At 69.1% G+C, this 17,389-nt stretch carries 15 protein-coding genes and 4 pseudogenes; 12 read left to right on the top strand and 7 right to left on the bottom strand.

The features are described 5' to 3' along the window. Positions 1–68: 68 nt before the first annotated feature. Positions 69–527, bottom strand: a complete 459-nt coding sequence (locus ASD25_RS09815) for a CHRD domain-containing protein (RefSeq protein ID WP_056616816.1) — start codon at positions 525–527, stop codon at positions 69–71. Between the two features lie 189 nt (positions 528–716). On the opposite strand from ASD25_RS09815, the gene ASD25_RS09810 reads away from it, so the two are divergent. From ASD25_RS09810 to arfB, 4 genes are all read left to right on the top strand, one after another. Beyond that, complete coding sequence (locus ASD25_RS09810) at positions 717–2,156, top strand: amidohydrolase (protein WP_056616814.1); 1,440 nt, start codon at positions 717–719, stop codon at positions 2,154–2,156. Beyond that, positions 2,156–3,508 (top strand): amidohydrolase family protein, encoded by a 1,353-nt coding sequence (locus ASD25_RS09805; protein WP_056616812.1) that lies wholly within the window; start codon positions 2,156–2,158, stop codon positions 3,506–3,508. The genes ASD25_RS09810 and ASD25_RS09805 overlap by 1 nt, the downstream gene beginning before the upstream one ends. Before the next feature lie 134 nt (positions 3,509–3,642). Next, complete coding sequence (locus ASD25_RS09800) at positions 3,643–4,104, top strand: YaiI/YqxD family protein (protein WP_056616809.1); 462 nt, start codon at positions 3,643–3,645, stop codon at positions 4,102–4,104. Beyond that, a complete protein-coding gene (gene arfB, locus ASD25_RS09795; protein ID WP_056616805.1) occupies positions 4,101–4,505 on the top strand; it encodes an alternative ribosome rescue aminoacyl-tRNA hydrolase ArfB in 405 nt (134 codons plus the stop codon). The genes ASD25_RS09800 and arfB overlap by 4 nt, the downstream gene beginning before the upstream one ends. A 2-nt stretch (positions 4,506–4,507) precedes the next feature. Here arfB and ASD25_RS09790 read toward each other — a convergent pair whose 3' ends face one another. From ASD25_RS09790 to ASD25_RS09775, 4 genes are read right to left on the bottom strand one after another with little or no spacing between them, the layout of a single operon-like run. After that, positions 4,508–4,978, bottom strand: coding sequence for a hypothetical protein (locus ASD25_RS09790; protein WP_056616803.1), 471 nt, complete (start codon positions 4,976–4,978; stop codon positions 4,508–4,510). 22 nt (positions 4,979–5,000) lie between these two features. Further along, positions 5,001–6,599, bottom strand: a complete 1,599-nt coding sequence (ubiB, locus tag ASD25_RS09785; RefSeq protein ID WP_056616801.1) for a 2-polyprenylphenol 6-hydroxylase — start codon at positions 6,597–6,599, stop codon at positions 5,001–5,003. Further along, positions 6,587–7,363, bottom strand: a complete 777-nt coding sequence (locus ASD25_RS09780) for a class I SAM-dependent methyltransferase (RefSeq protein WP_056616800.1) — start codon at positions 7,361–7,363, stop codon at positions 6,587–6,589. Before ASD25_RS09780 ends, ubiB begins: the two co-directional genes overlap by 13 nt. A gap of 56 nt (positions 7,364–7,419) precedes the next feature. Then, a complete protein-coding gene (locus ASD25_RS09775) occupies positions 7,420–8,130 on the bottom strand; it encodes a Crp/Fnr family transcriptional regulator (protein WP_056616795.1) in 711 nt (236 codons plus the stop codon). A 117-nt stretch (positions 8,131–8,247) separates the two neighbouring features. Between ASD25_RS09775 and ASD25_RS09770 the strand changes: the two genes are divergently transcribed. Both ASD25_RS09770 and ASD25_RS09765 read left to right on the top strand, forming a co-directional pair. Next, complete coding sequence (locus tag ASD25_RS09770) at positions 8,248–8,547, top strand: 4a-hydroxytetrahydrobiopterin dehydratase (RefSeq protein WP_056616792.1); 300 nt, start codon at positions 8,248–8,250, stop codon at positions 8,545–8,547. Continuing rightward, a complete protein-coding gene (locus tag ASD25_RS09765) occupies positions 8,547–9,326 on the top strand; it encodes an SDR family oxidoreductase (RefSeq protein WP_056616789.1) in 780 nt (259 codons plus the stop codon). Before ASD25_RS09770 ends, ASD25_RS09765 begins: the two co-directional genes overlap by 1 nt. Before the next feature lie 7 nt (positions 9,327–9,333). On the opposite strand, the gene ASD25_RS09760 is transcribed toward ASD25_RS09765, so the two are convergent. Beyond that, positions 9,334–9,786 carry a cytochrome c gene (locus ASD25_RS09760; protein WP_056616786.1) on the bottom strand — a complete coding sequence of 151 codons (453 nt, stop codon included), beginning with the start codon at positions 9,784–9,786 and terminating at the stop codon, positions 9,334–9,336. A 233-nt stretch (positions 9,787–10,019) separates the two neighbouring features. Here ASD25_RS09760 and ASD25_RS09755 point away from each other — a divergent pair. The 5 genes and pseudogenes from ASD25_RS09755 (at position 10,020) to ASD25_RS09735 (ending at position 15,108) form a co-directional block, all read left to right on the top strand. Then, positions 10,020–11,961: pseudogene (locus tag ASD25_RS09755) on the top strand (OPT family oligopeptide transporter). Between the two features lie 172 nt (positions 11,962–12,133). Next, positions 12,134–13,739 (top strand): annotated as a pseudogene (typA, locus tag ASD25_RS09750) (translational GTPase TypA); the annotation flags it as partial. Between the two features lies 1 nt (position 13,740). Beyond that, a pseudogene (locus tag ASD25_RS33135) lies at positions 13,741–14,063 on the top strand (translational GTPase TypA); the annotation flags it as partial. A gap of 1 nt (position 14,064) precedes the next feature. Beyond that, positions 14,065–14,335, top strand: a pseudogene (locus ASD25_RS09740) (translational GTPase TypA); the annotation flags it as partial. A gap of 98 nt (positions 14,336–14,433) precedes the next feature. Beyond that, positions 14,434–15,108 carry a thioredoxin family protein gene (locus tag ASD25_RS09735; protein WP_056616779.1) on the top strand — a complete coding sequence of 225 codons (675 nt, stop codon included), beginning with the start codon at positions 14,434–14,436 and terminating at the stop codon, positions 15,106–15,108. Positions 15,109–15,164: 56 nt separating this feature from the next. Here ASD25_RS09735 and ASD25_RS09730 read toward each other — a convergent pair whose 3' ends face one another. Then, complete coding sequence (locus ASD25_RS09730) at positions 15,165–15,641, bottom strand: hypothetical protein (protein WP_056616776.1); 477 nt, start codon at positions 15,639–15,641, stop codon at positions 15,165–15,167. Between the two features lie 103 nt (positions 15,642–15,744). Between ASD25_RS09730 and pgi the strand changes: the two genes are divergently transcribed. Next, positions 15,745–17,370, top strand: a complete 1,626-nt coding sequence (pgi, locus tag ASD25_RS09725) for a glucose-6-phosphate isomerase (protein ID WP_082572317.1) — start codon at positions 15,745–15,747, stop codon at positions 17,368–17,370. Positions 17,371–17,389 lie beyond the last annotated feature (19 nt).

Genomic DNA, 17,389 nt, shown 5'->3' with positions numbered 1-17,389 from the left:
GCGCCTTCGGGCCCGCGCCCTTTTTCATGGGCGGAGGCACAGGCCTGGCATGCCGGTCCGCGACAGACTTACAGGCGCTGGTCCAGCTGGCCGCGCACGGCGCCGCCGGGGTGTTCGGCGTTGTGGACGTTGACATAGTAGTCGGCGGGCGACTGAAGCAGCGACCGCGCCACTGCGGGATCGATGGCGATGCAGCGTTCGCTGTCGCCATCCGTCGGGGCCTCAAGGTGGACGACAATCGGTCCGCCCGACTCGCCGGCCGGCGACCTGTGAATGTGGGCGAGCTGCGCGGGCGCTATGCCGTCCACCTCCAGGAGATAGCAGAACCGGCTGCGGACGGGGTCGATCAGCAACTCGGCCGTCCCGCTGCCGTCGGGGTCTCCCAACCCCGGTCCTTCCGCCGCGCCGCTCAGCGGAATCACCATCGTCCGACCCCCCGGGCCGTCGGATCCGGTGGTCAAAGGCAAGCAGGCGGCCAGCGCGGCGGCCGCGGCGACGATGACGGTCGCCCTGTATCCGGATTTCATCAGACCTCCGATGAATGCTCGACCGTAATCGTCTCGAGCATCACCCCGATCGAGGGCGAACGCCAGCGCAGGCCCGTCCCGGCGCCGCCGCCTTACGGGTTTGTAATGTTTCCGGCTTTGACGGGACGCGCCGGACCCTTTTGTAATCCGCCCCGACGTACGCCAGCGGGCGTACAAGGGGAGCGTTCGATGAGACTTCACGCCTTGCGGGGTTCCAGCCTCGCCGTCCTCGCCTGCGTGCTGGCGGGCTCTCTGGCCCTGTCGGCCTGCGCCACCAACGGGGGCGACGACAAGCCCGCGGCGGGCAACGCGTCTGCCGAAGCGCGCGAGCCGATGCCCCGGGGGCTGGACTATGCCGCCAATCCCGATCCTTTCCCCTCGACCTATCGCGGCCTGCCGCGCGAGAACATGGCCATCGTCGGCGGTACGGTCTTCGACGGCGCGGGTGGCAAGATCGAGAACGGCGTGGTCATCGTCACCGACGGCAAGGTGGCCGCGGTCGGCGACGCCTCGACCCCGGTTCCCGACGGCCACCGCGTGGTGGACGCGCGCGGCCGGTTCGTGACCCCGGGCATCATCGACGTGCACAGCCACCTCGGCGTCTATCCCTCGCCGGGCGTGCAGGGGATGAGCGACGGCAACGAGGCGACCAGCCCGAACACGGCGCAGGTCTGGGCCGAGCATTCGCTGTGGCCGCAGGACCCCGGTTTCAACGCCGCCCGCGCGGGCGGGGTGACCACGCTCCAGATCCTGCCCGGCTCGGCCAATCTGTTCGGCGGCCGCGGCGTGACCGTGCGCAATGTGCCGTCGGTGACCATGCAGGGCATGAAGATGCCCGGCGCGCCATATGGGCTGAAGATGGCCTGTGGCGAGAATCCGTCGCGCGTCTATGGCGGGCGCAACCAGTCGCCGGCGACGGGCATGGGTAATATGGCCGGCTATCGCGCCGCCTTCATCGCCGCCCAGGACTATCGCGCCAAATGGGACAAGTGGCGCGAGGACGGCGAGGGCTCGCCCCCGACCCGCAACCTGCAGAACGAGACCATCGCCGGGGTGCTGGACGGTTCGATCCTGGTGCAGAACCACTGCTACCGCGCCGACGAGATGGCGATGATGATCGACCTGTCGAAAGAGTTCGGCTTCAAGATCACCGCCTTCCACCATGCGATCGAGGCCTACAAACTGGCCCCGACCCTCGCCCGCGAAGGCATCTGCGCCGACATGTGGACCGGCTGGTGGGGCTTCAAGATGGAGGCCCTGGACGCAGTCGAGGCCAACGCCGCCCTAGTGGATGCGCCGCAGGGGTCGTGCGCGGTGATCCACTCGGACGACGCCGAGCTGACCCAGCGCCTCAATCAGGAAGCCGCCGCCGGTCTGGCCGCCGGCCGGCGCATGGGGATGAACATCCCCGAGGAGCGGGCGATCAGCTGGATCACCCTGAACCCGGCCCGTTCGCTGGGCATCGCCGACCAGACGGGATCGCTGGAGGCCGGCAAACGCGCCGATGTGGTGATCTGGAGCGCCAATCCGTTCAGCGTCTACGCCCGCGCCGATCAGGTCTTCATCGACGGCGGCCTGAGCTTCGACCGCATGAACCCGGCCTATCACGTCCCGCAGGGAGCCCGCTGATGCGCCTCAAGAGCCTTATCCTCGGCGCGGCCTGCGCGGCCGCGCTGACCAGTCCCGCCTTCGCCCAGTCCCTCACCGCCATCACCGGCGGACGGGTGCTGACCGGAACCTCCGTCATCGAAAACGGCACCGTCGTGATCCAGAACGGCCGGGTCGTCTCGGTCGGGACCGGCGCCGCGCCGTCGGGCGCCCGGATCATCGACGCCCGCGGCAAGGTGGTCGCGCCCGGCTTCGTGGCCGTGGACAGCGGTCTGGGCGCCTCGGAAATCTCGTCGGTCGGCGGGTCGGATGACCAGTCCAACGGGGCCAACTCGATCAGCGCCTCGTTCGATGTCAGCTACGGCCTCGATCCGTGGTCCTTCACCCTGCCGGTCGCGCGGCTGGGCGGCATCACCCGCGCCATCGTGGTGCCCAGCCATCCGGGCGGATCCGGCGGGCACAACCACCAGGACGACAGCGACTTCGCAGGCGTCGGCGAGGGCGGCTATCAGGCGCCCAGCCTGTTCGCCGGTCAGGCCGCCGTCATCCATCTGGCGCAGGGGACCGACATTCTGGTCAAGCCGCGCGTGGCCATGGTCGCGCCGTTCGGCGAGGCCGGAGCCGGCGTGGCCGGCGGCGCGCGCGGAGCCGAGTTCACCCAGTTCAAGGAAACCCTGGCCGAGGTGCGCCTGTATGCGCGCAACAAGGCCGCCTACGATCGCGCCGGCCTGCGCGATCTCAGCCTGTCGCGGGCCGATCTGGAGGCGCTGATCCCGGTCGCCAACGGCAGCATGCCGCTGATCGTCACCGTGCACCGCGCGGCGGACATCCAGCAGGTGCTGCGGCTGGCGCGCGAGGAGGGGGTGAAGGTCATCCTCGACGGCGTCGAGGAAGGCTGGCTGGTGGCCGGGCAGATCGCGGCGGCGGGCGTGCCCGTGCTGCTGAACCCGATTTCCAACCTGCCGGGCAATCTCGAGACCCGCGCCGTGCGGATGCAGAATGCGGCCGTACTGGACGCCGCGGGTGTGACGATCGCCATCAAGGGCAATGAGGGCTCGATCCACCGCGCCCGCGAGACCCGCTACAACGCCGGCAACGCCGTTTCGCATGGCCTGTCCTATGAGTCCGCCATCGAGGCGATCACGGTCAATCCGGCGAAGATCTTCGGCATGGCCGGCGAGATCGGCGAGCTGCGCGCGGGGGCGGCGGCCGATGTGGTCGTCTGGTCCGGCGATCCGCTGGAGCCGCTGAGCATCGCCGAGACCATCTTCATCGACGGGGCCGAGCAGGCGCCGACCAGCCGGCAGTTCCTGCTGCGCGACCGCTATCGCAGCGGTGGCGAAGGGGCGATGCCGCCGGCTTATCCGAGGTAGGCGTTCTCCCTCCCCTTCATGGGGAGGGATGTCGCCGCGAAGCGACGACAGGGTGGGGTGCGTCTGACAGTCCCCACGCGGTCGCTGCGCGACCACCCTCCCCACAAGGGGGAGGGAGAGATAGTGTGCCGCGCATGAGTCTTCCCCGCATCTTCATCGACGCCGACGCCTGTCCGGTGAAGGACGAGGTCTATCGCGTGGCGGCGCGGTACGGCCTGCATGTGTTCGTGGTGTCCAACAGCTGGATCAATACGCCGCGCGAAAAGTGGATCGAGCAGGTCGTCGTCGACGCCGGCCCTGACATCGCCGACGACTGGATCGCCGAGCGGGGCGGGAAGGGCGACATCGTCATCACTGCCGACATCCCGCTGGCCGACCGCTGCCTGAAGGCGGGGGCGCAGGCGCTGAAATCGAACGGCCAGCCGTTCACGCCGGACTCGATCGGCTCGGCGCTGGCGGGGCGGATGGTGGGCGAGCATCTGCGATCGATGGGGGTGGCGACCTCGGGACCGCCGCCGTTCGGGCCGAAGGACCGCTCGGCCTTCCTGCAGGCGCTGGATCAGGCCGTGGTGCGGGCCAAACGGGTGGTCCGATGACCGTCATCCCCGAAGGCGAGCTGGAGTTCCGCTTCTTCCGCGCGGGCGGGCCGGGCGGGCAGAACGTCAACAAGGTCTCGACCGCGGTGCAGATGCGGTTCGACGCGCGCAATTCGCCGTCGCTGACCGAGCCGGTGCGGGCCCGGCTGATGAAGCTGGCGGGCAGCCGGCTGACGCTTGACGGGGTGATCCTGATCACCGCGGTGCGCTATCGGACGCAGGAGCGGAACCGCGCCGACGCCATGGAGCGGCTGCAGGAGCTGGTCGACAAGGCCTCGATCGCGCCGGTCTATCGCGTGCCGACGAAGCCGACCCGGGCCTCGAAGGAGCGGCGGCTGGAGGGCAAGGCGAAACGGTCGACGATCAAGAGCGGGCGGGGACGGCCGGGCTCGGACGACTGAGACTATTCGGCCGGGCGGAACAGAAGGGCGGCGACCTTGCCGCTTTCGTCGATGCCCACGATCCACTGGGTCGCGGCGGTGGCGAAGGTCACGGCGAACAGGTCAGCGCCGTCGCGGCTGCCGACAAAGTCGAGGGCCTGGATCGCGCCGAAGCCCTGCAGAAGCGGGAGAATGCCGGCCTCCTGGGCGCGCACCTTGCCAGCGAGGTCGTCGGTCATCAGGGCGTAGGGAAGGGCGCCGGCCTGACCGCCCGCGATGATCTCGCGCAGAAGCTCCTCGGAGCGAGCGTTGGCGGGGGTGGTCGACATCGCCGGAACTGCGGCGGCGGCCGGTGCGGCCGGGGCGGGCGTAGCCGCGCGAGGCGCCTGAGAGGCCGGCCGGTCGAAGCTGTTGGGCACGGTGGCGGCGGCGACCTGCGCCTGGGCGGCGGCGGGAGCGAGCAGGAAGGCGGCGGCGATCAGAAGCGTCTTCATGGGGTCGTCTCCAGAACTGAAGTCAGACGATGGCGGGCCAAAGCGACAGAACGAGGGCAGCGGCCGAAGCGGCCGCGGCCAGCGTGACCCCCACGATCATCCACGCCGGGGTCCGGGTCTCGCGTATGACAACGGTTTGAGCCTGCGGCGGGTTCTGCGCCAGTTTCGACAGGGCCTTCAGCGTGGCGCGAAGTTCTTCCAGCGCGTCGCGGACCTGGGCGTGCGGGCCCAGTTCGCGGCGGATCCAGCGTTCGACCACCGGACGGGCCGCCTCCCACAGGTCGTGGTCGGGATTGAGCCGTCGGGCCACGCCCTCGACCGAGACCATGGTCTTCTGCAGCAGGATCAGCTCGGGCCGCAGATGCATGTCGAACAGGGCGGTGATCTCGAACAACTGGCCGAGCAGCCGGCCCATGGAGACCTGCGACGCCTGTTTGCCGATCACCGGCTCGCCGACCGCGCGGAGGGCCTGGGCGAAGGCCTCGACCGAGTGCTCGGGCGGGACATAGCCGGCCTCGAAATGCACGCGGCTGATGCGGTCGTAGTCGCGGCTCAGGAAGCCCCAGAGGATTTCGGCCAGATAGCGGCGCTCGCCATGGCCGAGGCGGCCCACAATGCCGAAGTCGATGGCGGTCAGTTCAGCCGGAGCGTGGCAGAACAGGTTTCCCTCGTGCAGGTCGGCGTGGAAGGTGCCGTAGTCCAGCGCCTGGGTCAGGAAGGCGCGGACCAGATTGTCGGCCAGACCGTTGCGGTCCAGCCCGGGCTGATCCACCGCCGCCGGATCGGTCATGGCCACGCCCGTGGCCCATTCCAGCGTCAGCACCCGCTTGCCGACACCGTCCCAGATCACGGCCGGGGCCGACATGTGGCCGCCGCCGCCCTCGCGGACCTTGTCGAGAATGTCCTTCAGCTCCGAGGCCGCGGCGGCCTCCAGCCGCATGTCCAGTTCCAGCTGCAGGGCCCGCGCGATGGTTTCGACGAAGGCGGAGGGCTCCAGCCGTCGAGCCGGAGCCACGAAGCGCACGGCCAGCCGGGCGGCCAGACGCATGGAATCGAGGCCTTGGGCCACGCGGCGCTCGACGCCGGGCCTCAGCACCTTGACCGCCACCTTGCGGCCATCGGCCAGCCACGCCGGATGCGCCTGCGCCAGCGAGGCGGCGGCGACCGGTGGACCGAAATCGGTGAACAGGCTTTCGACCGGGCGGCCCAGCGAGCGTTCGACCTCGCGCCGCGCCTGTTCGAGCGGGAAGGGTTCGAGCGCGTCCTTCAGCCGGCCCAGATCGCGGGCGAACTCGACGCCGAAGATATCGGCCCGGGTGGCGAGGACCTGACCGAGTTTGATGGCCACGGGACCGAGGTGTTCGAACGCCTTGCCCAGCCGCTGACCCGGACGGCCCTCGCGGCCTTCCCTGCCGGCGAAGGCGTGCAGCAGATGGGCCAGCCAGCGGATCCAGACAGGCAGCAGGGGCGTGATCTCGCGCGGCGCAAGGGCGTCATAGCGGACCAGCACCCAGCCCCAACCCATCAGGCGCAGCCAGGCCTCGACCGGATGGCGCACCGGCACGGTCGCCGGCGGGGGCGGCGGGGTCGCGGGATCGATCCGGCTGGTCAGATCGCCCACCCGTGATGGATGGCGGCCACACCGCCGGACAGGTTGGTCACGGTCACGCGGCTGAAGCCGGCGGCCTCGATCATGGACTTGAAGGTCGTCTGATCCGGGAAGCGGCGGATGCTCTCGACCAGATACTGGTAGCTGTCGCGGTCGCCCGCGACCCAGCCGCCGATGCGCGGAATGGCGTGGAAGGACCAGGCGTCATAGGCCTTGCGGATCGCCGAGGCGGTCGGGCGCGAGAACTCCAGGCACAGGAACCGCCCGCCCGGCTTCAGCACGCGCCGGGCCTCGGCCAGCGCCTGCGGAATGTCGGCCACATTGCGGATGCCGAAGCTGATCGAATAGGCGTCGACGGAGGCGTCCGGCAGCGGCAGGGCCATGGCGTCGCCGACGCTCCAGCTCATTTCGGGCTCGCCGCCCTTTTCGACGCCGGCCATGATCATTTCGGCGTTGTAGTCCAGCACGATGACCGAAGCGTCTGCCCCGCCGCGCCGCTCCTGCGCCGCCCGAGCCATCTTCGCATAGCGCCGGGCCATGTCGCCCGTGCCGCCCGCCACATCGAGAATGGTCTCGCCCGGACGGGGGTTCAGCTTCGCCGCCGCCGCGTCCTTCCAGAGCCGGTGCACGCCCGCGCTCATCAGGTCGTTCATCAGGTCGTAGTTCGAGGCCACGCTGTCGAACACGCCGCGCACCATCCGGACCTTCTCTTTCGCGTCAACGTCGCGAAAGCCGAAGGACGAGGTCTTTCCTGCAGGCTGGGCCGTATCGGTCATTCTGGCGGTCTAGCGCGTCGCCGCGCCGCCGTCACCGGGCCGCGTGGTCGCGGTGTTCAGGCGTCCGCCCCGGTGGTAGGCCGGGGCACGCCAAGGTCCTTCATCAAACCGCGCATGGCGCCGTAGCAGCCGCAGGACGCTTTCTCGAGGGCGGGACGGTCGGTGATCTCGATCCAGCCGCGGCCCCGGCGGATCAATCCCTTGTCCTCCAGCTCGGCCCCGACCTCGGACACGGTGGCGCGACGCACGCCCAGCATGCCGGCGACATCCGCCTGGGTGAGGCCGAAGCGGTCGCTGTCGGCGCGGTCGTGGATGGTCAGCAGCCAGCGGGCGAGCCGCTCGTCCAGCCGGTGCTGGGCGTTGCAGGCGGCGGCCTGCTGAACCTGGGCGAACAGGCTTTCGGTGAATTTGGCGAGGGCCGTGCGCATGGCTTCGCTCTTGCCCAGGGCGTCGGCGAAGACATCGGAGGGGCAGCAGGCCGAGACGCCGTCGACCTGGGCGATGGCGCGGCTGGCGGCGCGGGCGTTCAGCGGGCCGCAGGTCACGCCGACCAGCCCCTCGCGCCCGATGGCGGCGGTTTCGATCATGCGGTCGCCGTCCAGAATGGTCATCAGCGAGACCACCCCGCTCATGGGGAACCAGACTTCCTCGACCGCCTCACCGGCGTCGTACAGCATCTGGCCCTGGGCGAACGGGCGTTCGTGCAGGTGCGGTTCGATCCGTTTGCGGTCCGCGGGATCCAGTGCGGCGATCCACATATTGTCCATGGCAGGCTCCCGTTCCCTGAATAGCGACGCTCGTTAACGTCAAAGCTTCGCCGTGTGTTCCGCGCGCTTGTGACACTGCGCGGGGCGGGATAGGGCGAAGAGGACGCGGAGGATGAGATGACCGACCGGATTGACGTTGCGGAAGCCTTGAAGGGCCTGCCCCTGTGGCGTGAGGACGCCGGCGACCGGCCCGCGATCGCACGCAAGATCGTGTTCGCCGACTTCAACGCCGCCTTCGGTTTCATGACCCGCGTCGCCCTGAAGGCGGACAAGGTCGATCACCATCCGGAATGGTCGAACGTCTACAACCGCGTCGAAATCCTGCTGACGACGCATGACGCCGGCGGGGTGACGGGCAAGGACGTCGATATGGCGAAGTTCATCGACGAGACGGCCGCCGCCATGGGAGGCCGCTGATGGGACGCGTTGACGGGAAAAAGGCGCTGATCACCGGCGCGGCCGGGGGTCTGGGCGAGGCCATGGCCTGGATGCTGGTTCGCGAGGGGGCGAAGGTCGCGGTCACGGATATCGACGGGCCGCGGGCGCAGGCGCTGGCGGCCGCCATCAATGCCGACCATCCCGGCGCCGCCTTCGCCTTCGCCCACGATGTCGCTGACGAGGCGCAGTGGGTTTCGGTGATCGAGGCCGCCGTCGCGGCGATGGGCGGGCTCTCCATTCTGGTCAACAACGCCGGCGTCGGGGGCCCCCTGACCTTCGTCGAGGCCGACACGGTCGAGAACTGGCAGCGCCAGTACGACATCAATCTCAAGTCGGTAATGCTGGGCTGCAAGCACGCCATGCCGCACCTGCGCGACGCCGCCCCGGCCTCGATCATCAACATTTCGTCGATCGCGGGACTGGCGGCCGCCCCGGGCATGGGGCCCTACAACGCCACCAAGGCGGCGGTGTGGATGTACACCAAGACCATCGCCCTGGAGGCCGCCAAGCAGGACTGGAACGTGCGCTGCAACTCGGTGCATCCGGTCTTCATCAAGACGCCGATCCTCGATCCGTTCGTCGCCATGGCCGGCGGCGACGAGGCCAAGGCGCACGAGCGGTTGTCGCGGGGCATTCCGCTGAAGCGCATCGGCGAGCCGGACGACGTGGCCTACTGCGTCCTCTACCTCGCCTCGGACGAGTCGAAATTCGTCACCGGGACCGAGTTCCGCATCGACGGCGGCATGACCGCCCAGTGACAGGGCTTCAGTCGGCCTTGTAGGCCGTGTGGCAGGCGTTGCAGCTCTGGCGCACCACGGTCCACTGGGCGGCGAAGGCGTCGGCGTCCTCGCCGGGGGCCAGTTCCGCCAGACGGTCGGCCGCGGCGGCGTATCGGGCGGCGCTTGCCTCAAAGCCCGCGCGGTCGCTCCAGACCTCGGCCTTCGCCTTTGTGGGAACGCCGGCCTCGGGACCCGTCCCGGCCGGGAACACGCCGGGCACGGCGTGGGCCCAGCGCGCGAGGGCGCGGGTGTTGAAGCGCTGTGTCGCAGGATCCTGACCGGCGTCGATCGACGCCTTGATCGATCCCATGGCCACGCCGGACAGCAGCATCGCCGCCTGACGACCCTGGATGACGCCTTCCGGACCGTCTCCCTGGGCATTGGCCGCGCCGCCGACGCACAACAGGCCCAGCACCGCCGCCGTGATCCATTTCCGCATCGTCGTCTCTCCCCTTTGCATGGAGGCTCGATCGGCGGGCCGCCGGAGTCAATGACGGGATCCGCCGTCCCGTTCTGATCCAGGCCTCTCGACGACCGGGGCATTTCCGGCTTAGGTCCGGTCAACGAGGGAGAGGAACCCCAATGACCGACACACCCGCGAGCGCGCCCGTCAGCGGCGGCAAGCGTATCGAACTGACGCTGCGCGCCCTGTTTCTGGGCTGCATCCTGGCGGTGATCTTCACCGCCGCGAACACCTATCTGGGTCTGAAGGTCGGGCTGACCTTCGCCTCGGCCATTCCGGCGGCGGTCATCTCGATGGCCATCCTGCGGATGTTCAAGACCTCGACCATCTGGGAAAACATGACCGTCCAGACCGTGGCCTCGGTCGGCGGGGCCATGAGTGGTCATGGTCGGCTGGTGGCTGGAGTTCCCGTTCTGGGAGTCGGTGCTGATCTGCGTCTTCGGCGGGATTCTGGGGGTGACCTTCTCCATCCCGCTGCGTCGCGCGCTGGTGGTCGATGCGGGCCTGCCCTATCCCGAAGGCGTCGCGGCGGCCGAGGTGCTGACCGTCGGCTCGCGCGGGGCGGAACAGACCGAAAGCGCGGTGCGCGAGAACGCCGCCGGACTGTGGGTGGTGATCACCGGGGCCATCGTCTCGGCGGGCTACGCCCTACTGGTCGCGGGCCGGGTGTTCGCGGGCGAGGCGGCGCGGTTCGTCAAGCTTCCGGCGGCGCTTGGCGGCGGGGCCACGGGCATCGGCTTCGGCATGCAGTTCGCCCTGCTGGGCGCGGGACACCTGATCGGGCTGAGCGTGGGTCTGGCGCAGCTGTTCGGCCTGATCCTGGCCTGGTGCATCGCCGTGCCGATCCTGACCAGTCCCGAGACCATCGCCTGGCTGACGGCCAACGGCATTCCCTCGATCGCCACCACCCTGCCCGCAGGCGTGGGCGCCGAGGAGCTGGCCAGCACTGTCTGGCGGCGGGAGGTGCGCTTCATGGGCGCGGGCGTCATCGGCGTCGCGGCCATCTGGACCCTGATCAAGCTGGCCGGTCCGCTGATCGGCGGCCTGACCTCGGCGCTGGCGGCCAACCGCCGCCGTCAGAGCGGCGAGGTGCTGGCGCGCACCGAGCAGGACATTCCGATCAACATCGTCGCCGGCCTGTCGGTCGCCTGCCTGATCGGCATCGGCTTCATCCTCGCCTGGTTCGCCAACGGCAATCCGACGCTGGCGAGCTCGACCGCCCTGCTGGTCGGCGGCGGCCTGATCTATGTCGTCTTCATCGGCTTCGCCGTGGCGGCCATCTGCGGCTACATGGCCGGGCTGATCGGCTCGTCGAACAGTCCGGTGTCGGGCGTGGGCATTCTGGCCATCGTCATCGCCTCGGTGCTGATGCTGGGCGTGCTGGCGCTGGCGGGCCTGCCCGCCGATCCGTCGGTGGTGGCCTTCGCCCTGATCGTGACCGCCGTGGTCTTCGCCGTGGCCGTGATCGCCAACGACAACCTGCAGGACCTCAAGACCGGCCAGCTGGTCGAGGCCACGCCCTGGCGCCAGCAGACGGCGCTGATCGTCGGCGTTATCGCCGGCGCCATCGTCATTCCGTTGATCCTGAACCTGCTGAACCAGGCCTTCGGCTTCGAGGGCGGGCCCAAGGGCATCGCCGACGAACCGCTGGCGGCTCCGCAGGCGACCCTGATCTCGGCGCTGGCCAAGGGCGTGATCGAGGGTGGCCTGCGCTGGGACCTGATCGGTCTGGGCGCCGTGATCGGCGTGGCAGTCATCGTCCTGGACGCCGTCCTGCGGGGCGCGACCAAGGACCGGATGAAACTGCCGCCGCTGGCCGTCGGCATCGGCTTCTACCTGCCGGCCGCCGTGACGACGATGCTGGTCATCGGGGCGATCTGCGGCTGGTTCTACGACAAGGCGATCAGGAACACCCGGTACGCCGACGTCGGCCGCCGCATGGGCGTTCTGCTGGCCTCGGGCCTGATCGTGGGCGAGAGCCTGTTCCTGGTCATGACCGCGGGCGTCATCGTCTCCAGCGGCAACGACGCGCCTTTCGCGATGCTGCCCGAGGGTTCGACCTGGCCGGCCATGCTGGCGGGGCTCGCGGTCTTCGCTGTGCTCACCTTTGTCCTCTACGGCTGGGTGCGCGGACGGTCGGCGAAGGTCTGACCGCCCTCTGATCGCCGCTTTCCGGGCGCATAAGCCCGGAAGAACGCCAGTGCGTGCTTGTCGCGCACTGGCGTTTCCGCGTGCGCGGCTGTATGAGGCGCGCGCTCCCCGCACCGTCGCCAAAATCTCGCGGCCCGCTCTCGCACGGCCGCCTTGCACGTCTGATAGTCAAATGAACCTGCGCAACGTCGCCATCATCGCCCACGTCGACCACGGCAAGACCACGCTGGTGGACCAGCTTCTGGCCCAGTCGGGCGTGTTCCGAGCCAATGAGGCGACGACCGAGCGCGCCATGGACTCTAACGATCAGGAGAAGGAGCGGGGGATCACCATCCTTGCCAAGTGCACGAGCGTGCTCTGGAACGGCAAGGCGGGCGAGACCCGGATCAACATCATCGACACCCCCGGCCACGCCGACTTCGGCGGCGAAGTCGAACGCATCCTGGGCATGGTGGACGGCTGCGTCCTGCTGGTCGACGCCGAGGAAGGCGTCATGCCCCAAACGAAATTCGTGCTGACCAAGGCCCTGAAGATGGGTCTGCGTCCGATCCTGTGCATCAACAAGGTCGACCGCGCCCACGCTGACCCGGATCGGGTCCACAACGCCGCCTTCGATCTGTTCGCCGCCATCGGCGCGACCGACGAGCAGCTGGACTTCCCGCACATCTATGCCTCGGGCCGGGCCGGCTGGGCGACGCTGGATCTCAACCAGCCGAGCGACAACCTGGGCCCGCTGTTCGACCTGATCGTCGACCATGTGCCGGAGCCGAAACAGGTCGCCAAGAAGGACGAGCCGTTCCAGATCCTGAACGTGCTGATCGAGAGCGACCCCTTCCTGGGCCGCCTGCTGACCGGCCGCATCGAAAGCGGCAAGGCCGTTCCGGGCATGGCCATCAAGGCCCTGTCGCGCGACGGCAAGATCCTGGAACAGGGCCGCATCACCAAGGTTCTGGCCTTCCGCGGCCTGAAGCGTCAGCCGGTGGACAGCGCCGAGGCAGGCGACATCGTCGCGATCGCCGGCATGTCCAAGGCCACCGTGGCCGACACCCTGTGCGCGCTGGAAGTCACCGAGGCGCTGCCCGCCCAGCCGATCGATCCGCCGACCATCTCCATGACCGTCTCGGTCAACGACAGCCCGCTGGCCGGCCGCGAAGGCGACAAGGTCCAGTCGCGCGTCATCCGCGACCGCCTGCTGAAGGAAGCCGAGGCCAACGTCGCCATCCGCGTCACCGAGACGGGCGGCAAGGACGCCTTCGAGGTCGCCGGCCGCGGCGAACTGCAACTGGGCGTTCTGATCGAGAACATGCGCCGCGAGGGCTTCGAACTGTCGATCAGCCGCCCGCGCGTGGTCTATCAGACCGGCGAGAACGGCGAACGTCTGGAGCCCATCGAGGACGTGGTCATCGATGTCGACGACGAATACACCGGCGTGGTCATCGAGAAGCTGTCGGCCCGCAAGGCCGAGCTGAAGGACATGGGCCCGTCGGGCGCCGGCAAGACGCGCCTGACGCTGAAGTCGCCGTCGCGCTCGCTGATCGGCTACCAGGGCGAGTTCCTGACCGACACACGCGGTTCGGGCGTGCTGAACCGCGTGTTCAGCCACTATGAGCCGCACAAGGGCGCCATCGAGGGCCGCCTGAAGGGCGTTCTGGTCTCGAACGGCGACGGCGAGACCGCCGCCTTCGCCCTGTGGAACCTCGAGGACCGCGGCGTCATGTTCGTCGGCGGCGGCGAGAAGACCTACCAGGGCATGATCATCGGCGAGAACGCCCGCTGGGNTCGCTGATCGGCTACCAGGGCGAGTTCCTGACCGACACACGCGGTTCGGGCGTGCTGAACCGCGTGTTCAGCCACTATGAGCCGCACAAGGGCGCCATCGAAGGCCGCCTGAAGGGCGTGCTGGTCTCGAACGGCGACGGCGAGACCCAGGCCTTCGCGCTGTGGAACCTCGAGGACCGCGGCGTCATGTTCGTCGGCGGCGGCGAGAAGACCTACCAGGGCATGATCATCGGCGAGAACGCCCGCTGGGACGACCTCGACGTCAACCCGATGAAAGCCAAGCAGCTGAACAACATCCGCGCCGCCGGCAAGGATGAGGCCGTNCGAGAAGACCTACCAGGGCATGATCATCGGCGAGAACGCCCGCTGGGACGACCTCGACGTCAACCCGATGAAAGCCAAGCAGCTGAACAACATCCGCGCCGCCGGCAAGGATGAGGCCGTTCGCCTGACTCCGCCGCGCCGTCCCTCGCTGGAGCAGGCCATCGCCTACATCGAGGAAGACGAGCTGGTGGAAGTCACGCCGAAGTCGATCCGCCTGCGCAAGGCCGTGCTGAACCCCTCGTTCCGCAAGAAGCGCGTCCGCGAGGAATAGGCCGACCGCGACATTCTTCCCGGTCGACGCCCCGGCGAGGGCGGCCTAGTTTCGGGCCGTCCGGCGCCGGCTGGCGCCGCCCGCGAAGGAGTCGACCCATGGTCCGCCTGATCGCAGCCGCATCCCTGGCCGCCCTGCTGCTGGCCGGATGCCAGCCTCAATCCGCAGAGACGAAGACTGAAGCGCCCGCTACGCCGGCCGTGCAGCCCGTAACCGGGCCGCCGACGGCAGGACAGGCCGCGCCTGCCTTCACGCTCGTCGATGCCGAAGGCGCGCAGCGGTCGCTGGCGGACTTCCGCGGCAAGACGGTGGTTCTGGAATGGACCAACGAGGGCTGCCCCTATGTGAAGAAACACTACACCGGCGCGATGCAGGCCCTGCAGCGCGAGGCGACCGGCGACGGCGTGGTGTGGCTGACCATCATCTCGTCCGCGCCGGGGACGCAGGGCCATGTCGAGGGTCAGGCGGCGCGGGAGTGGCGCACGCGGACCAATGGCGCGGCGACGCATCTGCTGCTCGATCCGACCGGTCAGGTCGGCAAGCTGTACGACGCGAAGACCACGCCCGACATGCGGGTGATCGACCCCGAAGGGACGCTGAGGTTCGTGGGCGGCATCGACGACCGGCCGACCAACAAGCCCGAGGATCTGGAAGGGGCCAACAACTACGTCCGCGCCGCGCTGGCGGACATGAAGGCGGGCCGGCCTGTGCAGACGGCCTTCGCCACGCCCTACGGCTGTTCGGTGAAGTATCCGGAGACGGTGGGGACTTAACCCCTTTCGTCATCCTCCGGCGAGCGAAGCGAGACCGGGGGATGACGACAGGAGTGTCAGACTTCCGGCTGCGGCGGGGCCGTGATGACCTCGGCGTTGTCGTTCAGCAGATAGGCCAGCTCGTCCAGCGCCACGCGGCGTTCGGCGGGCGTGGCGGCGGCTTCGACGGCTGCGACCTTCTTGGGCATGTCTTCCGAGATGCCGCGCAGGATGCATTTCAGATCGCCGTCCGTGCCGCGTTCCTTGAGGATCAGGTGACCCTGCATGTCGCTGGCGGCCAGTTCGGCGGCCTGGGCCTTGAAGCCGGTGAAGGCGGGGCCGGCTGCGAAGTCGGGCTGGTTCATCACCCCGGCCTCGATCCAGCCCTGGACCACGCCCTTCAGCGCACCCGATCGGGCCACGATGTCGGCGAACAGGGGCTCGCCGGCGACCGAGACCGGCGTCGCGACGGGCGCCGGCGGCTGGGCGGCTGCCAGCGCGACATTGGGGTCGTAGAGAAGCAGGGAAACCGCCAGGGCGACGCCGCAGGACATGGCGAACCTCTTAAATCTGGGCCGAATCAACGATTCAGCGTTGAACCGGCTTACGCCACACCCGTAAACGGGGACTTACCCCGCCGCTCTGCGAGTCCCGCCGATGACCGCCCGCACCCAGGCCCTCAACATGCTCCGCGCCGTTGCGCGCAAGGACGCGGGCGGGCGCATCGTGCACCGGTTCGCCACCGATCCCGGTCGTATGGAGCGGATGGGGGTCGAGGCCGCGGGCCTGTATCTGGACCTGTCGAAACAGTCGTGGAGCGCCGAGGGGTTCGAGGCCGCTCTGGATCTGGCCCGGACCTGCGACGTCGAGGGCCGCCGCGACGGCCTGTTCCGCGGCGAGGCGGTCAACAACACCGAAGGGCGCGCTGTTCTGCACCCGGCCCTGCGCGCGAGCGAGGGCGCCGACTTCAAGGCTCTGGGCGAAGCCGTCTCGGCAGAGGTCGACACGGTGCGCGCCGCCATGGCGGAGTTCGCCGGCGACATCCGCTCGGGCGCCGAGACCGGCGGGACGAAACAGCCGTTCACGGCCATCGTCCACATCGGAATCGGCGGTTCGGATCTGGGCCCGCGCCTGTTGTGGGATGCGCTGCGTCCGCTGGAGCCGACGATCGATCTGAGGTTCGTGGCCAATATCGATCCGCGCGACATGGGCGAGGCCCTGGCCGGACTGGATCCGGAGACGACGCTGGTGGTGGTGGTGTCCAAGACCTTCACGACGCAGGAGACGCTGGCCAATGCCGATCTGGCCAAGGCGTGGCTGGCGGAAAGCCTGTCGCCGCGGCGGATGGTCAAACACCTGATCGGTGTCACCGCTGCGCCCGACAAGGCCGAAGCCTGGGGCTGCGGCCGCACCTTCGGCTTCCGCGACTGGGTGGGCGGCCGCTATTCGCTGTGGTCGGCGGTCAGCCTGTCGGTGGCCGTGGCCTTGGGCTGGGATGTGTTCGAGCGGGTGCTGGACGGCGCCCGGGCGATGGACGAGCATTTCCGCGAGGCGGCGCTGGAGATGAACGCGCCGATCCTGCTGGCCATGGCCCAGGTCTATAACGTCGAGGGTATGGGGCGGCCGGCGCGGACCGTGGCGCCCTACGCCCACGGCCTGCGCCGTCTGCCGGCCTTCCTGCAGCAGCTTGAGATGGAGTCGAACGGCAAGCGGGTGAAGCGCGACGGCTCGGCGGTCGATACGGCGACCGGTCCCGTGGTGTTCGGCGAGCCCGGGACCAACGGCCAGCACGCCTTCTTCCAGCAGATTCATCAGGGGCCGCAAATCGTGCCGGCCGAGTTCGTCGTGGTGGGTCACACCTCGGATGGCGCCATGGATGCGCGCGAGGGCGATGCGCCCCTTTGGTCCAACGCCCTGGCCCAGGCGCAGGCGCTGATGGTGGGCAAGACCGAAGCGGAGGCGCGGGCGGAGCTGCTGGCGTCCGGCGCCAGCGCAGAGGAGGCCGACCGGCTGGCGCCGCACAAGGCCTTCCCCGGCGACCGGCCTTCGACGACCATACTGATGGACGCCCTGACGCCCGAGGCCGTCGGCGCCCTGCTGGCCCTGTATGAGCACAAGACCTTCGTCGAGGGCGTGATCTGGGACATTAACAGCTTCGACCAGTGGGGCGTAGAGCTGGGCAAGGTGCTGGCGAAGGCGATCCTGAAGGATGTCGCCGGGGGCGAGCCCTCGACGGGTCTGGATCCCTCGACCGCCGAGTTGATGAAACGACTGATGGTCTGAACGCAAAAAAGGCGGGCGC

The organism is Brevundimonas sp. Root1423 (assembly GCF_001426805.1).
Note: the sequence above shows the minus strand (reverse complement) of the source record. Positions and strands in the feature narration are given on the sequence as shown.